Source organism: Nocardioides eburneiflavus, from assembly GCF_004785795.1.
Classification (GTDB): domain Bacteria; phylum Actinomycetota; class Actinomycetes; order Propionibacteriales; family Nocardioidaceae; genus Nocardioides; species Nocardioides eburneiflavus.
Genome location: NZ_SRRO01000001.1, coordinates 3,762,908 through 3,778,693 on the forward strand (window position 1 = coordinate 3,762,908; position 15,786 = coordinate 3,778,693).

20 protein-coding genes are annotated in these 15,786 nt (G+C 72.8%); 11 read left to right on the plus strand and 9 right to left on the minus strand.

What is annotated here, in order from left to right:
* Positions 1-18 precede the first annotated feature (18 nt).
* Complete coding sequence (locus EXE59_RS17595) at positions 19-600, plus strand: DUF5998 family protein (RefSeq protein WP_135840063.1); 582 nt, start codon at positions 19-21, stop codon at positions 598-600.
* Between the two features lie 9 nt (positions 601-609).
* Entirely contained in the window at positions 610-1,746 is a 1,137-nt protein-coding gene (locus tag EXE59_RS17600; protein WP_246056866.1) for an alkaline phosphatase family protein, read from the plus strand.
* Positions 1,747-1,770: 24 nt separating this feature from the next.
* Here the strand turns inward: EXE59_RS17600 and EXE59_RS17605 are convergent, their stop codons facing one another.
* A complete protein-coding gene (locus EXE59_RS17605) occupies positions 1,771-2,433 on the minus strand; it encodes a thymidine kinase (RefSeq protein WP_135840064.1) in 663 nt (220 codons plus the stop codon).
* A gap of 55 nt (positions 2,434-2,488) precedes the next feature.
* Here EXE59_RS17605 and EXE59_RS17610 point away from each other — a divergent pair, with 55 nt between their 5' ends.
* Positions 2,489-3,316 (plus strand): sulfurtransferase, encoded by an 828-nt coding sequence (locus EXE59_RS17610; protein WP_246056867.1) that lies wholly within the window; start codon positions 2,489-2,491, stop codon positions 3,314-3,316.
* Here the strand turns inward: EXE59_RS17610 and sepH are convergent, their stop codons facing one another.
* The gene (sepH, locus tag EXE59_RS17615) at positions 3,317-4,282 is read right to left on the minus strand and encodes a septation protein SepH (protein ID WP_135840066.1); all 966 of its coding nucleotides are present in this window, start codon (positions 4,280-4,282) and stop codon (positions 3,317-3,319) included. It lies immediately after the preceding gene.
* 105 nt (positions 4,283-4,387) lie between these two features.
* On the opposite strand from sepH, the gene EXE59_RS17620 reads away from it, so the two are divergent.
* Positions 4,388-5,023: a trimeric intracellular cation channel family protein gene (locus EXE59_RS17620; RefSeq protein WP_135840067.1), complete on the plus strand. Its 636-nt coding sequence runs from the start codon at positions 4,388-4,390 to the stop codon at positions 5,021-5,023.
* A gap of 11 nt (positions 5,024-5,034) precedes the next feature.
* Here the strand turns inward: EXE59_RS17620 and EXE59_RS17625 are convergent, their stop codons facing one another.
* Positions 5,035-6,357, minus strand: coding sequence for a D-arabinono-1,4-lactone oxidase (locus EXE59_RS17625; protein ID WP_135840068.1), 1,323 nt, complete (start codon positions 6,355-6,357; stop codon positions 5,035-5,037).
* 9 nt (positions 6,358-6,366) lie between these two features.
* The gene (locus tag EXE59_RS17630) at positions 6,367-7,548 is read right to left on the minus strand and encodes an MFS transporter (RefSeq protein ID WP_168218580.1); all 1,182 of its coding nucleotides are present in this window, start codon (positions 7,546-7,548) and stop codon (positions 6,367-6,369) included.
* Between the two features lie 33 nt (positions 7,549-7,581).
* Between EXE59_RS17630 and EXE59_RS17635 the strand changes: the two genes are divergently transcribed.
* The 3 genes from EXE59_RS17635 to EXE59_RS17645 all read left to right on the plus strand — a co-directional run bounded on the left by EXE59_RS17635 (position 7,582) and on the right by EXE59_RS17645 (position 9,997).
* The gene (locus EXE59_RS17635; RefSeq protein ID WP_135840070.1) at positions 7,582-8,697 is read left to right on the plus strand and encodes a ferrochelatase; all 1,116 of its coding nucleotides are present in this window, start codon (positions 7,582-7,584) and stop codon (positions 8,695-8,697) included.
* Positions 8,694-9,503 carry an inositol monophosphatase family protein gene (locus EXE59_RS17640; protein ID WP_246056868.1) on the plus strand — a complete coding sequence of 270 codons (810 nt, stop codon included), beginning with the start codon at positions 8,694-8,696 and terminating at the stop codon, positions 9,501-9,503. The genes EXE59_RS17635 and EXE59_RS17640 overlap by 4 nt, the downstream gene beginning before the upstream one ends.
* Before the next feature lie 203 nt (positions 9,504-9,706).
* Entirely contained in the window at positions 9,707-9,997 is a 291-nt protein-coding gene (locus EXE59_RS17645) for a DUF4193 domain-containing protein (protein ID WP_056600397.1), read from the plus strand.
* A 147-nt stretch (positions 9,998-10,144) separates the two neighbouring features.
* Here EXE59_RS17645 and EXE59_RS17650 read toward each other — a convergent pair whose 3' ends face one another.
* The 3 genes from EXE59_RS17650 to EXE59_RS17660 form a co-directional block, all read right to left on the minus strand.
* Entirely contained in the window at positions 10,145-10,843 is a 699-nt protein-coding gene (locus EXE59_RS17650; protein ID WP_135840071.1) for a helix-turn-helix domain-containing protein, read from the minus strand.
* A 474-nt stretch (positions 10,844-11,317) separates the two neighbouring features.
* On the minus strand, positions 11,318-11,650 hold the full coding sequence (locus EXE59_RS17655; RefSeq protein WP_135840072.1) for a DUF4235 domain-containing protein: 333 nt from the start codon (positions 11,648-11,650) through the stop codon (positions 11,318-11,320).
* 9 nt (positions 11,651-11,659) lie between these two features.
* On the minus strand, positions 11,660-12,118 hold the full coding sequence (locus EXE59_RS17660; RefSeq protein WP_135840073.1) for a DUF3093 domain-containing protein: 459 nt from the start codon (positions 12,116-12,118) through the stop codon (positions 11,660-11,662).
* A gap of 27 nt (positions 12,119-12,145) precedes the next feature.
* On the opposite strand from EXE59_RS17660, the gene dut reads away from it, so the two are divergent.
* Genes dut through EXE59_RS17680 form a run of 4 tightly spaced genes read left to right on the plus strand, consistent with a single transcriptional unit; the run spans position 12,146 to position 14,391 of the window.
* Positions 12,146-12,628, plus strand: coding sequence for a dUTP diphosphatase (gene dut, locus EXE59_RS17665; protein WP_210429059.1), 483 nt, complete (start codon positions 12,146-12,148; stop codon positions 12,626-12,628).
* Positions 12,629-12,673: 45 nt separating this feature from the next.
* Entirely contained in the window at positions 12,674-13,336 is a 663-nt protein-coding gene (locus tag EXE59_RS17670; RefSeq protein WP_135840074.1) for a DUF3710 domain-containing protein, read from the plus strand.
* A 3-nt stretch (positions 13,337-13,339) separates the two neighbouring features.
* Positions 13,340-13,702, plus strand: a complete 363-nt coding sequence (locus EXE59_RS17675; RefSeq protein ID WP_135840075.1) for an OB-fold nucleic acid binding domain-containing protein — start codon at positions 13,340-13,342, stop codon at positions 13,700-13,702.
* Positions 13,699-14,391 (plus strand): DUF3159 domain-containing protein, encoded by a 693-nt coding sequence (locus EXE59_RS17680; protein WP_246056869.1) that lies wholly within the window; start codon positions 13,699-13,701, stop codon positions 14,389-14,391. The genes EXE59_RS17675 and EXE59_RS17680 overlap by 4 nt, the downstream gene beginning before the upstream one ends.
* A 4-nt stretch (positions 14,392-14,395) precedes the next feature.
* Here EXE59_RS17680 and EXE59_RS17685 read toward each other — a convergent pair whose 3' ends face one another.
* Positions 14,396-15,061, minus strand: a complete 666-nt coding sequence (locus tag EXE59_RS17685) for a potassium channel family protein (protein WP_135840076.1) — start codon at positions 15,059-15,061, stop codon at positions 14,396-14,398.
* Positions 15,062-15,076: 15 nt separating this feature from the next.
* Positions 15,077-15,739 (minus strand): potassium channel family protein, encoded by a 663-nt coding sequence (locus EXE59_RS17690; RefSeq protein WP_135840077.1) that lies wholly within the window; start codon positions 15,737-15,739, stop codon positions 15,077-15,079.
* Positions 15,740-15,786 lie beyond the last annotated feature (47 nt).

Genomic DNA, 15,786 nt, shown 5'->3' on the forward strand with positions numbered 1-15,786 from the left:
GCGTGACAGACTGCAGGCATGCCCCGCTCCACCCGTGACGCGGACGTCTCCCACGACCTCCGTCAGGCGATCCACCGCACCGGCTACTACCCCGAGGTCGTCGCTGACGGCGTCTTCTCCGCCGCCGGCGGCGAGGAGGTGCTCTCCTACTTCGTGCACCACGAGACGACCTTCGACCACGAGGAGGTGCGCCGGCACCTGACGGCGCTGCTCCTGACCCCGACCCGGCTCGTGATCGCCCACACCGACGAGCACCCGGGCGACGACCTGCTGCCCGAGCCCTACACCTCGACCACGACCGAGGCCGTCACGCTCACCTCGATCCGCACCGTGGTCGTCACGCGGATGGTGGCCAACCCGACGGCTGGCGTCGCCCCGCCGGCGGAGGCCGTGCTGACCATCGGCTGGGGAGGGGTCGGTCGCCTCGACCTCGAGCCGGCGGCCTGCTCGGACCCCGGGTGCGACGCCGACCACGGCTACACCGGCACCCTGGCCGGCGACGACTACACGCTGCGGGTTTCGGCTGCCGCCGAGGGAGCCGACGCAGTCGCCGGGCTCCTCGGCTTCGCCGACGCGCTCTCGGCGCGTACGCGTGGCTGAGCCGCCCGCGTGACCGTGGGGATCGACGGATCGGGCTTCACCCTGCCGGCCTACGGCGACCGCTCGCTCGCCGACGTCGTGCCGGCAGTCGCGCGAGCGCTCGGCGCGCCCCTCGGGGGCCACCCCGGCGGGTTCGAGCTGCCGCCGGCGCCGTCGTACGTCGTCTTCCTGGTCGACGGCATGGGTGCGGAGCTGCTCGTACGCCACGCCCACGCCGCGCCCTACCTCTCCGCGCTGCTCGAGGGCTCCGCCACGGGCACCGCGGGCGTGCCGTCGACGACCGCGACGTCTCTGACCTCCCTCGGCACCGGCCTCGTTCCGGGCGCGCACGGCCTGGTCGGCTTCACCGCCCGGATCCCCGGCACCGACCGCCTGCTGAACCACCTCTGGTGGGACAAGTCCGTCGACCCCGTCGAGTGGCAGCCGCACCCGACCGCCTTCGGGCGACTCGCGCACGCGGGTGTCCACGTCACCTCGGTCAACAAGCGCGACTTCGACGGTTCCGGCCTCACCCTCGCCTCGCAGCGGGGAGCGACGTACGTCGGCGCCGACCGCGTCGGCGAGCGGATCGCAGCGACCGTCAGCGCCTCCGCCGCCCGGCCGTCCCTGACGTACGTCTACGACTCCGACCTCGACTGGACGGGCCACAAGTTCGGCGTGGCCTCGACCCAGTGGCTCCAGCAGCTCGCGATGGTCGACGCCGAGGCCGAGCAGCTGCGCGAGGCGCTGCCCGCGTCCACCCGTCTCCTCGTCGTGGCCGACCACGGGATGGTCGACGGCCCGCGCGAGGCCCGCGTCGACGTCGACGCGGTCGACGGGATGCGCGACGGGGTGGCCCTGCTGGGCGGGGAGGCGCGGTTCCGCCACCTCTACTGCTCGGCCGGGGCCGTCGACGACGTCGCCGCCACCTGGCGCGAGGTCCTCGGACCGCGGGCCACCGTCCTCACCCGCGAGGACGCCATCGGCCGTGGCTGGTTCGGCGCGGTGCAGCCGGGCGTCCTCCCGCGGCTGGGCGACGTGATGGTCGCCTGCCACGACGACACCGCGATCGTGTCGACCCGCGACTTCGCCTACGAGGACACCCTCGTCGGGCTGCACGGCTCGTTGACGTCGACGGAGATGTCGATCCCCATCCTCGTCGGCTGAACCTCGTCGGCTGAGCGCGTCGCCTCAGCCGAAGGGCAGCGGCTCCGGCGCGAGGCTGACCGCCTTGGCGCGCGCCGCGGTGAGGCGGCGACGGTGGTGCTGGCGGCACAGCACCTCGTACGCGACGTCGTGGGGGCCGGCAGGCGGCTCGTCGGCCTGCTCGACGTCGCCGACGACGATGACCTCTCCGTCGGTGACCATCACGCCGTTCTCGGTGCGCGCGTTGTGGGTGGCGCGCTTGCCGCACCAGCACAGCGCCTCCACCTGGAGGACGTTCATCCGGTCGGCCAGCTCGACGAGCCGGGCGCTGCCGGGGAACAGGAACGAGCGGAAGTCGGTCAGGATGCCGAAGGCGAAGACGTCGATCTGGAGCTCGTCGACGACCTTGGCGAGCTGGTCGATCTGCTCGGCGGAGTAGAACTGTGCCTCGTCGCAGATGAGGTAGTCGATCCGGCCGCCGCGGGTCAGGGAGTCGACGACGTAGGCCCAGAAGTCGAAGTCGGCGCCGACCTCGAGCGCGTCGTGCGTCAGCCCGAGCCGGCTGGACAGCACGGCCTGGCCCGAGCGGTCGTGGGTGGTGAAGATCCGGCCGACGCGTCCTCGAGCGGCGTGGTTGTGGTTGGTCTGGAGCGCCAGCGTCGACTTGCCGGAGTCCATCGTGCCCGTGAAGAAGTGCAGTTCAGCCATGACCCGGCGAATCCTGTCACAGCGACCGTCCGGAGCGGCGGCTACCGTGCCGGGTGTGGACGACGACTTCGGCACCGGGCCCCTGATCAGCGCCGACGAGCTCGCGGCCACGCTGGGGCGGGTCACCGTCCTCGACGTGCGCTACGTCATGGGCGGACCGGCCGGGCGCGGCGAGCACGCGGCGGGCCACGTGCCGGGAGCGGCGTACGTCGACCTCGACGACGACCTCGCCGACCCGCCGGGCGTGGGCGGGCGCCACCCGCTGCCCGACGAGGATCGCTTCGAGGCGGCCATGCGGCGTGCCGGTGTCGACCCGGACCGCCCCGTCGTGGTCTACGACGACTGGCAGGGGCGGGCCGCGGCGCGGGCGTGGTGGTTGCTGCGCTTCCACGGCCACTCCGACGTCCGCGTCCTCGACGGCGGGTGGACGGCGTGGCGCGACGGCGGACACCCGGTCGAGACGGGGGAGACCGGGCCCGTGCCGGGCGGGTTCACCGTCTCGCCGACCAAGCAGATGCCGGCGATCGGCGCCGGGGAGGTCCTCGGCGTCGAGGTCCTCGTCGACGCGCGCGCCCCCGAGCGCTTCCGCGGCGAGACCGAGCCCGTCGACCCCGTCGCCGGTCGTGTCCCGGGCGCCGTCAACGTGCCAACCACGGCCAACCTCGACGAGGACGGCAGGTTCCTGCCGCCGGACCGGCTGCGCGAGGCGTACGCCCGAGTGGGCGCTGACGAGGCGACCACTGTCGCTGCCTACTGCGGCTCGGGTGTGACCGCCGCCCACGACGTGCTCGCGATGGAGGTGGCCGGCATCCGGGCGGCGCTCTACCCCGGCAGCTGGAGCGAGTGGGTCACCGACCCGGAGCGGCCCGTCGAGACGGGGTGATCAGTCGCTCTTGCCGCCGCCGAACATGATCTCGTCCCAGCTCGGCACCGAGGCCCGGCCGCGCTTCTTCGCGGGCCGCGGCCTGGGCTCGGCGGGCGCCTCTGCGGCCGGCTCTGCGGCCGGGTCCTGCCGCGGCTCGTCGGCGTCGTCCTCGCCGCGCGCCTGGTCGTCGAGGTAGGCCTCCATCGGCTGCTCGGTGCCGAGGTCGGTGGAGAGCTCCATCGTGGTCTCCGTGGCCGACTCGTCGTCGGTGACCATCTCGATCGCATCGTCTCCGAGGGGTACGTCTCCGAGGGGTACGTCGCCGCCGGCGGCGCTGAGTCGGCGCTGGCGTGCGGCCGCGAGGTCGTCTGCGGCGGCGGAGTCGGGTGCGGCGGCGTCGGGCGCGGGCAGGGCGACGTCACCCACCAGCCACCGGGCGTCCTCGTCGTCGACCGTCACGAAGCTGCCGCGCGGGTCGTGGGAGAAGGTCGCGGTGCCGACCCGGCCGGCCACGTCGTACAGCGCCGTCAGCGTCCAGCGGCCGTCCTCGCGACGCCAGGCGTCCCACTCGACGCTCCCGGGGTCGACGTTGTGCGAGCGCAGATGGGCGTTGACGGCCTCACCGAGGGTGCGGGCCCCGGAGTCGCCGCTGCGGCGGCGCATCGAGGCGAGCTGGGCGCGCTCGGCCACGTGGGCACGCTCGGCGAGGACGGGGGCGGCGAACGCCATGATCTTCTCGACCGAGGTGCCGGCGGCGTGCGCGACCGCCTCGGGGCTCTCGCCCGCGCGGATGCGCATCTGGATGTCGCGGGGGCGGAGGCTTGATTCCATCGGGATCTCCAACTGGCCGGTGCTCTCGGGCGTGCTCGACAGGGCCCTGCGGAGCCGGGCGTCGATCGCCAGGGTGTGCTCCTGGCCCGCGTCGTCCACCAGCAGCAGGCGCTTGCCGTCCACGCTGCGTCCGGTGAACGTCAGCTTGGCCATCGACGGCTGGCTCCTGCCTGGTGCGTGGGCGGGTGGTCTGCTCGAGCCTACGCCAGCCGGGTGCCCGGGCGCCGTCACGCCTGCGGCGCGCCTTAGGCTTCCACCGTGCCCGAGACGGAGTTCGCCACGACCCTCGTCGTGCTCGACCTGATCGGCATCTTCGTCTTCGCGGTCGCGGGTGCGCTCGTCGCCGTCCGCAAGAACCTCGACATCTTCGCGGCGCTCGTCCTCGGGGGCGTGACCGGGCTGGGCGGGGGCTTCATCCGCGACGTCCTGATCGGCGCGACCCCGCCCGCCGCGCTCGCGGACTGGCGCTACATCCTGGTGCCGGTCGCGGCCGGGCTGCTGACCTTCGTCTTCCACCCGACCGTGGGGCGGCTCGAGCGGCCCGTCGCCCTGCTCGACGCCTTCGGGCTGGCCCTGTTCTGCGTGACCGGGGCGCTGAAGGCCGTCGACTACGGCCTCGACCCGCTGTCCGCCGCGCTCATGGGCATGGTCACCGGCATCGGTGGCGGGATGATCCGCGACGTCCTGGCGGGCAGTGTGCCGGTGATCTTCGAAGGGGTCCTCTACGGCACGCCGGCGCTCGCCGGCGCCACCGTCGCGGTGCTCCTCGATCGCACCGACCTGCCCCTGGTGGTGGTCGCCGCAGCGGGCTTCGCGACCTGCCTCGGGTGGCGGCTCCTGGCGATGGTCCGGGGCTGGCGCGCGCCCCTGCCCAAGGGACCCGCGAGCGTCTGACTCGTCGCCCCTCAGTCGCCCAGGATGCGACGCAGGTGGTCGTTGGCGAAGACGCGGTCCGGGTCCAGCCGGTCGCGCAGGGCGAGGAAGTCGTCGAACCGGTCGTACGCCGGCGCGAGGTCGGCGGCCGTACGGGTGTGGACCTTGCCCCAGTGCGGCCGTCCGCCGGCGTCGCGCAGGATCGGCTCGAGGCCGCCGAAGTAGGCCCGGTGGTCGGTGCCGGCCGGGACGTGGAAGGCGAGGTAGAGGCTGTCGCGTCCGTAGGACGTCGACAGCGGGATGTCGTCGGCTCGCGCGGTGCGGACCTCGACCGGGAACGCGACTCGCCAGTCGCTGGCGTCGATGACGCGCCGGCACTCGCGCAGCACGTCGATCCCGACCTCGCGGGGGACGGTGTACTCCATCTCACGGAAGCGCACCCGGCGCGGCGTCACGAAGACCCGGTGCGCGAGGTCGCTGTAGCGGCGTTCGGACTGCGCGCGAGCGGCGACTCGGTTGATGCGGGGGACCAGGGCGGGAGCGCGCTCACCGAGGCGGCACAGCCCGCCGAAGACGGTGTTGGACACGAGCTCGTCCTCCCACCAGGCGGCGACACGGGACGGCGGCTGCTGCTCGCCGGGGTCGAGGTCGGTGCGGACGTTCTGCTTCACCATCAACCGGTCCGTGTGGGGGAACCAGTAGAGGTCGACGTGGTGCGCGGCGGCCACCATGTCGTCGTACGCCGCCAGCCCGCGGTCCCAGGTCATCGGCTGCTCGTGGGCCTCGAGGACGAAGAGCGGCTCGACGTGGAAGGTGAGGCTGGTCAGGATGCCGAGCGCGCCGAGCCCGACGCGGGCGACGTCGAAGACGTCGGGGTTCTCGGTCGCGGAAGCGCCCACGACCTCTCCCGTGCCGGTCACGACCTCGAGTCCGGCCAGCTGGGCGGCGAGCCCCGCGGCAGTGCCGCCGGTGCCGTGGGTGCCGGTCGACGTCGCGCCGGCGAGCGTCTGCTCGGCGATGTCCCCCATGTTGTGCAGGGACAGGCCGAGCCGTTCGAGCGCGAGGTTGAGGTCCTTCAGGCGGGTCCCGGCGCGGGCGGTGACCGTCATCGCGGCGCGGTCGACCGACAGGACCCCTTCGAGCCCGTCCGGGCGCAGCAGCGTGTGCTCGGGTGCCCCGATCGCGGTGAAGCTGTGCCCGGTCCCGGCCATCTTGACGGTGCGTCCGTCGGCGCGCGCCCGGCGTACGGCGTCGACGACGTCGTCGACCGATGCGGGGGTGGCCACGTGGCGGGGCACCGCCTCCTCGAGGCCCGACCAGTTCCGCCACAGGTGGCCGCGCACGGGGGACGTCATGGCGGCACGCTAGGGCATCCGGCGCCGCGGCCGGGCCGTCTGCGCGGCCAGGGCGCCCAGGATGCCGCCCGCGAGCGCGACCGCGTACGCCGCCGAGGCGCCGTGGTGGTCGACGACGAATCCGGCGATGCTCGCGCCCGGGGCCACGCCCGCCACGATTCCGGTGTGAAGGATGGCCATGCCCTCGGTGAGGCGGCCCGGCGCGACGCCCTGCTCGACCATCGTCATCGCGCTGATCAGCGTCGGTGCGATCGCGAGCCCGCCGACGAGCAGCAGGACCGCCATCAGGGGGATCGAGGAGACGAACGCGAGCGGAGCCATCGCGAGCGCCATCGCCGCGGAGCCCCAGCGCAGGCGTATGTCGGGCCCGCTGCGCCACACGACGGCGCCGGTGACCAGCCCGGCGACGAGGCTGCCGAAGGACCACGTCGCCAGCAGCCATCCCGCGACCCACCGCGCGCCCTGCTCCTCCGCGAACGCCACGGTCGTGACCTCGGCGGCGCCGAAGAGCGCGCCGAGGGTGAGGCAGACGAGCGCGAGCGGCAGGACCAGCCGCCACGGCATGGGGCTGCGCTCGGCGGCAGGTGAGGCGCGGCCGGCGGGAGGCTCGGTGCGCCGCTGGACGGCGAGGGCGAAGGTGCCCAGCACGCCGCTCGCCACGGCGAACGACAGCCCGGCGACGGGGTGCCAGCCGGTGGCGAGGAGGGTGACCAGCACCGGCCCGACGACGAAGACGACCTCGTCGAGGACGGCCTCGAGGGCGAACGCGGTCTGCTTGTCGGCGGGCTGGTCGAGCAGGTGGGACCAGCGGGTGCGGACGCTCGCGCCGACCTGGGGGAGCGAGGACCCGGCGACGGCGGCGAAGACGTACGTCCAGGGGCGCGCCCAGTCCTGCTCGACCGCCAGCATCATCAGGGCGAGCCCGGCGCCGAAGACCGAGATCCCGAGCGGCAGGACCCGCGCCTGGCCGAAGTGGTCGACCCACCGTCCGTGCAGGACGGCGAACGCCGCCTCCGCGAGCACGAACACCGCGGCCACCGTGCCCGCGAGGCCGTAGGAGCCGGTGCGCTCCTCGACCAGCAGCACGATCCCGAGCCCGACCATGGAGATCGGCAGCCGCGCCACGAGTGCGGCGCTGCTGAACGCGAAGGCGCCCGGGCGCGCCAGCACCCGGCGGTAGGAGTCGAGCATCTGGCGCATCGTAGGCCGCTCTACGCTGGCGTCATGAATCCTGCGGGTCACCCCGACGTGAAGCCGTACGACGCTCTCCTGGTGCTCTCCTTCGGGGGTCCCGAGAAGCAAGAGGACGTGGTGCCGTTCCTGGAGAACGTCACCCGTGGGCGGGGCATCCCGCGTGAGCGTCTCGAGCAGGTCGGAGAGCACTACTTCCTCTTCGGGGGCAAGAGCCCCATCAACGACCAGAACCGTGCGCTGATCGCCGCGCTGGAGAAGGACCTCGCCGACCAGGGGATCGACCTGCCGATCTACTTCGGCAACCGCAACTGGGACCCCTACCTCGCCGACGCGTTGGCAAAGATGGCCGCCGACGGCGTCGAGCGGGCGGCGGTCTTCGCCACCTCGGCGTACTCGTCGTGGTCGTCGTGCCGGCAGTACCGCGAGAACCTCTGGGACGCCGTCGAGCAGGTCGAGGGCGCGCCGCGGCTCGACAAGCTCCGGCAGTACTACAACCACCCCGGATTCATCGAGCCGGCCGTCGACGCCTGCCTCGCGGCGCTCGCCCAGCTCCCCGACGGCGGCGACCGGGCACGCCTGGTCTTCGTCACCCACTCCATCCCGACCGAGATGGCCGAGACCAGCGGCTCGCTCGACGCCGAGGGCCAGCCGCGCGGGGCCTACGTCCGCCAGCACCGCAGCGCCGTCGACGAGGTCGCGCGCCGGGTGCGTGAGGCGACGGGTCGGGCCCACCGCCACGACCTCGTCTACTGCTCCCGCTCGGGTGCGCCGTCGACGCCGTGGCTCGAGCCCGACGTCAATGACCATCTCGAAGAGCTCGCCACCGACGGGGTGGGCGGCGTCGTGCTGGTGCCGATCGGATTCGTCTCCGACCACATGGAGGTCATCTACGACCTCGACACCGAGGCGAGGGCCACCGCGGAGCGGCTCGGCCTCGAGGTGGTGCGCGCGGCGACCGCCGGGACGGACCCGCGCTTCGTGGCGATGATCCGCGAGCTCGTGCTCGAGCGCGCCGCTGCCGAGCGTGGAGAAGACCCTGCACGCCCGACGGTGGGGTCGATGCCCCCCGGACCGGATCTCTGCGGAGCGGGCTGCTGCCCGAACCCGCGGGGCCCGCGTCCGGCCCTGTGTGGACGCGACTCGTGAGCGCGAGCGCGCCCGAGCTGCGCGACCTCGCCCGCACCCTCGCCCACGAGGGCGCCGAGCTGGCGCGGACGATGCGTCGCCAGGGCATCGAGGTCGCCGACACCAAGACCAGCGCCGTCGACGTCGTCACCGAGGCCGACCGGGCGGTCGAGGCCCTCATCCGCTCGCGCATCACCGCGCTGCGACCTGACGACGCGATCCTCGGCGAGGAGGGCGACGACCTCCCCGGCACGTCGGGCGTGAGGTGGGTGGTCGACCCGATCGACGGCACCGTCAACTACCTCTACGGCCTGCCCGACTGCGCGGTCTCCATCGCGGCCGAGGTCGACGGCCAGGTGGTCGCCGGAGCCGTGGTGACGATCCCGACGGGCCTCGAGTACGCCGCGGCCCTCGGCCACGGGGCCACACGGGACGGCCGCCTGATCGCCGTACGCCCCACTCCGCCACTCGGCGAGCGGCTCGTGCTGACCGGCTTCGGCTACCAGCGCGAGGTGCGTGAGCACCAAGCCCGCTGCGTGGCCAGCCTGCTGCCGGAGGTGCGCGACATCCGCCGGATGGGGTCGTGTGCGCTCGACCTGTGCCACGTCGCCGAGGGGAGCGGTGACGGCTACGTGGAGGCTGGTCCGCAGCCCTGGGACTGGTCCGCCGGGGGCCTCGTCCTGCGCGAGGCAGGCGGACGGTTCGCTCTGCTCGACGGGACCTTCACCCTCGGCAGCCACTCGGTCCGTCACGTGGTCGTCGGCGCGCCGGCAGACGGCTGGGACAGCTTCGTCGAGGCGCTCGGGAAGGCCGGCTTCCTCGCGTGATCGCACACCCGTAGAGGTGGCCCGGATCACCCGGCGCCACGGGGAATAGCGGGGTGTCGTCCACTGTTCAGGCGACACGTTGCGGACCGGCTCACCAAGGAACCGGTTCATGGTGCACAATCTGGCGCCGACGACGCGCACAAAAGGACACGGCCCGCCGCGATCCGGCTTGCACGTGACCACTGCATGGGGAGAGGGATCCGATGGCCACCGACTACGACGCACCACGCAAGTCCGAGGAGGACCAGAGCGAGGAGAGCATCGAGGAGCTCAAGGCCCGCCGCCACGACAAGAACTCAGGCAAGGTCGACGAGGACGAGACCGAAGCGGCCGAGTCCTTCGAGCTCCCGGGTGCCGACCTGTCGCACGAGGAGCTCGCCGTCGAGGTGATGCCTCGTCAGGACGACGAGTTCACCTGCATGAGCTGCTTCCTGGTGCACCACCGCTCGCAGCTGGCCGACGAGAAGAAGCTCATCTGCCGCGACTGCATCTGAACAGGCGTCACCCTCTGATTCGCGACAGCGCCCGCCCCGTCGGGGTCGGGCGCTGTGTCGTGCCCGGACCTGGTGTCGTCAGTGCTGACGGGTCTTCCGCGCTCCTCACGCATCGGCAGCGTCCCACTGGTTCGGCCGGCCAGGCGGTCAGCCGGCGCGGCGGCGCTTGATCTCCTGGCGTCGTCGTTCGAGCTGTTCCTCGCGCCACTCGACCTCGGCGGCGAACTGGTGCACCGCCGGATGGTCGTCGGGAACCCCCCACCGCTCCCGCTCACGGCGCTTGTCGTGCGGCGAGAGGCAGAACCCGACCGCCGGGTCCCTCGCCGCTCGCGAACGATCCAGCCACTGCCACGCCTCGATCGAGGTCATCGCCCGCAACCGCCGCGGCAGCCACCAGCCCCGCGCCCGCAGGTCCACATGCGCTGGGAACCGGCTCCCCGCATGCGTACGCGCCCCATCCGCACGCATCGGCACCACCTGCTGCCCGGTCTCCGCATCCGTGAAGCCCACCCGCAGCCCGGCCAGCTGCAACATCTGCTGCACCACCGCCACCCGCGGACTCGTCCGACCCGTCTCCCACCGCGCCACCACCGACTGCGAGACCCCCAACAAGCCCGCCAGCCCCCGCTGCGACACGTCCAGGATCCGCCTGATCCGACGCACCAGCCCCGGCACCTGACCCGCGAACGGGCCCATGAACCACCACTCCCGCTCGGCCTCGGACCAGTTCACCATCGCATCCCACGCCGGCTCCAGCACCGGCTCCAGCACCGGACCCGCCTCCGGCTCGTGGACCGGTTCCCCGGCCGGCTCCCGGGCCGGCTCGTCCCCACTCGTCTCGCGCACCCTCGATCACCCTCTCCTGCCCCCGGGGGCCCCGCCACCCGGGGCCGCCTCAGAGCCATCCCACGCCCCACGACCGACACCCCGCACCCCGTCATCCACAACCACCCCCACCCAGCCCGCCAGCACCCACCCTGTGGACACTTCCCGGCCACCCCGGGGCACACGCCAGCACCCCGACCCGGCCCCGGCCCACCCCGGCCCAGTTCGGGCACGCCAGCACCCCGACCCGGCCCCTTGCCCGTGAGTCGCCCAGAGACTCACCGGCAAGGGTGCCGACACGAGATGGGCTCAGCGACCCTGAGTCGCCCAGAGACTCACTGGCAAGGGTGGCGAGAGGCAGCGGGAGGGCGGCGTCGTGGACCTGCCGCCGCACGCCTGGGCCGGACAGGCAGCCTGCGCGAGCGGACGCGCGCGCGGCTCCGGCGCCGTCCGGATCGATCAGACCGATCCAGGTCCGAGCAGGTCAGCTCGACGTCATGACTGGGGGGCCGGTGCCTTGTCGGCGTCCTGGTCGTCCTTCTGGAGCTGGGGAGGTAGGTGGCCGGTCGAGCGCGCGTAGTAGTGCGCCGCGCGGCGAGTCGCCAGCATCCGGGCGACGCCGATCAGGGTCCCGCTGAGCGCGGCCCACATGACGGCCTCGGAAAGGCTGACGTCGGGGTCCGCCGGGTTCGCGGGAGGGTTCTTGCCGGTGGCGGCGCGCCAGGTCGAGTTCAGCCCCTTCTTGGCCACGGCTGCGGCGCCGATGGCGGCAGCGAGGGAGAACGCTGAGTAGAACCTGCTGTTGCTGTCCGTGGAGGAAGACGCCATGCCGTCACCCTACCCAGCGGTTCGACGCGCCCGCCCCGCCTCGAAGGCTGAGACGATCGCGTCGGGGCGGCGGCAGCTGACGAGCCAGTACGGGGTCGGGTCGGCAGGGTCGATGATGTCGACCCGTACGCCGCGCTTGAGGTACGGCCGCAGGACGAGGTGGGCCCGGGCGTCCGCGTCCACGCCGGCCTGGCGACGTACGCCGTCCGCGTCGAGCGCCGTGACCTCGCCGACGAGATCGAGCGGGATGTGGGCGCGACCGGCGCGGAAGGTCGTGCCGGTCACGGCGACGCGGGCCCGTCCGTAGGTGACGAACAGGGCGACCATGAGTGCCAGCGCGGCGCCGCTGACCGCCCACGCAAGGGGCTCGGGCACGGCGACGACGAGAGCCAGCCACAGGGACGCCACGAGCATCGTGCCCTGCGCCCACCAGCGCAGCGGAACGGTGAGGCGTTCGGCGTAGTCCACGGCGCAGAGCCTATAGATTCAGTCCTCGTGCCCGACCACGACCCAAGCCAACCTGCCCGCCACGACCTGGATGTCGCGGTCGTCCGTCTCGATCCCGGCCTGCCGGTCCCGGCGTACGCGCATCCCGGGGACGCCGGGGCAGACCTGCACACCGCCGTAGACATCGAGCTCGCACCCGGTGAGCGCGCACTGGTGCCCACGGGCCTGTCGATCGCGCTGCCGGACGGGTACGTCGCGCTGGTGCACCCACGATCCGGGCTCGCGGCCCGGCACGGGCTGTCTATCGTGAACACGCCGGGCACGGTGGACGCGGGATACCGGGGTGAGATCAAGGTGATGCTGATCAACCACGATCCCGTCGAACCTGTCACGCTCCGCCGCGGCGACCGGATCGCGCAGCTGGTGATCCAGCGGTTCGAGCGGGCCCGGTTCGTGGAGGTGGGGGTGCTGCCGGAGTCGGTCCGGGGCGCCGGGGGCTACGGTTCTACGGGTACCGGTTCGCGCGCATGAGCCGGATCCGGAGTCGAGACGAGCGCTGATCGAAGGAGTGCTGACGTGAAGTTCCGCCGCAAGGCAGAGGCCGCCCCGGCGTCCGCGGAGGATGCCGCGGGATCGGCCACCCTGGACGAGGGCGACGCCGCTGCGGGCGAGGGAGCCGCTCCCGCCTCGGGAGCCTCCGGTCCGTTCGACGTCTCGCAGGTCGAGGGCGACGGCGTCGAGCGCGCCGACCTCGGCTCGCTGCTGGTGCCGGCGATCGCCGAGCGCGAGCTGCGCCTCCAGGTCGACGAGAAGAGCGGTCAGGTGCGCGCAGTGATGCTCGCCGGGGCCGACGGCGCGTGCGAGTTCCAGGCGTTCGCGGCGCCCCGCAACGGCGACCTCTGGTCCGACGTCCGTCCGCAGATCGCCGAGGACATGGTCCGCCGTGGCGGGCACGCGACGGAGCGCGAGGGTCGATGGGGGACCGAGCTGGTCTGCCAGATGCCGGTGAAGCGGCCGGACGGCACGACCGCGACCCAGCCCTCGCGCATCCTCGGGATCAACGGCGACCGCTGGATGCTGCGCGCCTCGTTCCTCGGCCGGCCCGCGCTCGACCCGAACGCCACTTCGGAGTGGGAGGACGCGCTCGCCCAGGTGGTCGTACGCCGCGGCGAGCAGGCGATGCCGGTGGGCGAGCCGCTGCCGGTCACGCTGCCGGACGACGCACGCCGGGTCAGGTGAGCCGTGGGGGAGAAGAGCCGGCTGCGGCAGGCCCTCTCGAGGTGGGCCGACAGCTCCGAGGCGCACCAGCGAGACCTGCGTGAGTCGCACGCGACGTCGGAGGCAATGGCGATCGCCGAGGCCCCCGAGCGCGAGCACGTCGTCGTCAACGGCGTCCTCCGTACGGTGACCCTGCGCCCGCGCGGCGGCGTTCCCGCGCTCGAGGCCGAGCTCGACGACGGCTCGGGGGTGATCACGGTCGTGTGGCTCGGCCGTCGCCGGATCACCGGCGTCGACCCCGGCCGGTCCGTGACCGTTGCCGGTTGCATCGGCCGCCAGGGCGGCGTACCGATCATGTTCAACCCGCGCTACGAGCTGCGCCCGTGACGAGCACGGACACCGTCGAGGCAGTGGTGCGCCAGCAGCTCTCCAAGGCGCTCGGCGGCCGTCGCGGCATGGCAGAGGCGGCGGTGCCCACGATCCTGTTCACCGTCACGTGGCTGACGAGGCGCGACCTCGACCTCGCCCTGATGGTGAGCATCGGTGCGGCCCTCGTCCTGCTGGTCGTCCGCCTCGTGCAGCGCTCGACGGTGCAGTTCGTCGTCAACGCGCTCCTCGGCATCGGCATCGGCTGGTTCTTCGTCCAGCGCTCGGCCGCGTCCGGCGGCTCGGAGCAGGACCAGGCGCTCGCCTACTTCCTGCCCGGCCTGCTCTACAACGGCGGGTACGCCGTGGTGCTGGCGTTCACCTGCCTCATCGGCTGGCCGCTGGTCGGGTTCATGGTCGGCAGCATCACCGGCGATGCGACCGCGTGGCACTCCGACAAGCAGATCGTGCGGCTCTGCAACCGGCTCACCTGGATGCTTGTCGCGCCGTGCGTCCTCCGGGTGATCATCCAGGCGCCGATCTGGCTGGCCGGCAGCTCGGGCTCGATGGACCCCGACGCCGCGGTCGCCGCACTCGGCGTGCTGAAGATCGTCCTCGGCTGGCCGCTCCAGCTCGCGGCGCTCGGCTCGATGGTCTGGCTGCTCTCGCGCAACAGGACCCCGGTCGAGCCGGACGCGTCGCCGGCCTGATCCGTCAGGCGTGACCGGGGGAGAGCAGCTGCTCGAGCTCGTGCTCGACCTCGGCGGGCACCACGAACAGCAGCTCGTCGCCCGACTCGAGGGGCTGCTCGGCCTCGGGGGTGTAGACCTGCCCGTCGCGCAGGATCGTCACGAGCGCGCAGTTCTCGGGGAAGGGCACCAGTCCGGCCGGCGTGCCGACGTAGGGCGAGTCTGCCGACAGCGTGAGCTCGACCAGGTTGGCGTTGCCCTGTCGGAAGGTGAAGAGCCGGACGAGGTCACCGATCGAGACGGCCTCCTCGACGAGCGCCGACATGATGCGCGGCGTGGAGACGTTGACGTCGACACCCCACGCATCGGTGAACAGCCACTCGTTGTTCGGGTGGTTGACCCGCCCGACCGTGCGCGGGACGCCGAACTCCGTCTTCGCCAGCAGCGAGGTCACGAGGTTCGCCTTGTCGTCGCCGGTGGCGGCGATGACGACGTCGCACTTGCCGAGCTGGGCCTCCGCGAGGGAGGAGAGCTCACACGAGTCGGCGAGGAGCCACTCGGCGTTGGGCACGCGCTCGGGGCGGATCGAGGACGGGTTCTTGTCGATGAGGAGGACCTGGTGGCCGTTCTCGATCAGCTCGCGGGCGATCGAGCGGCCCACTGCTCCGGCTCCGGCGATGGCGACGCGCATGTCTCAGATGTTCCTTCAGTCGTCTTCGGGGCCGGCCTCGAGCACGGCGTACGCGTGGGCGGCGTTCTCCTCGCGGATCACGATGTGGAGCATGTCGCCCTCCTGGAGGACCGTCTCGCGGGTCGGCAGCATGCCCTCGCCGAGCCGGTCGATCCACGCGATCCGGCTGCGCGACTGCATCTGGAACTCGACGGTCCGGTTGCCGATCCAGAGCTCGGGGATCGGGATGTGGTCGACGCGGATGGTCCCGGACGGGTCGCGGAAGTCGGGCTCCGCGCCGGCGGGCAGGATACGGCGCAGGACCTGGTCGGCGGTCCACTTCACGGTCGCCACGGTCGTGATGCCGAGCCGCTGGTAGACCTCGGCGCGGCCCGGGTCGTAGATGCGGGCGACGACCTGCTGCAGGCCGAACGTCTCGCGGGCGACACGTGCGGCGATGATGTTGGAGTTGTCACCGCTGGAGACGGCTGCGAAGGCGTCCGCCCGCCGGATCCCGGCCTTCTCCAGCACTTGCTGGTCGAAGCCGTAGCCGGTGATCTTGTCGCCGTTGAACTCGGGGCCCAGGCGCCGGAAGGAGTCGGGCTCGCTGTCGATGACGGACACCGTGTGGTTGCGGTCCTCGAGGCTGCGGGCGAGCGTCGAACCGACGCGGCCACAGCCCATGATCACGACGTGCACACCGGAACCGTATCCCAGCGGGGATATCGGCCGCTGCGGGTCTAGGC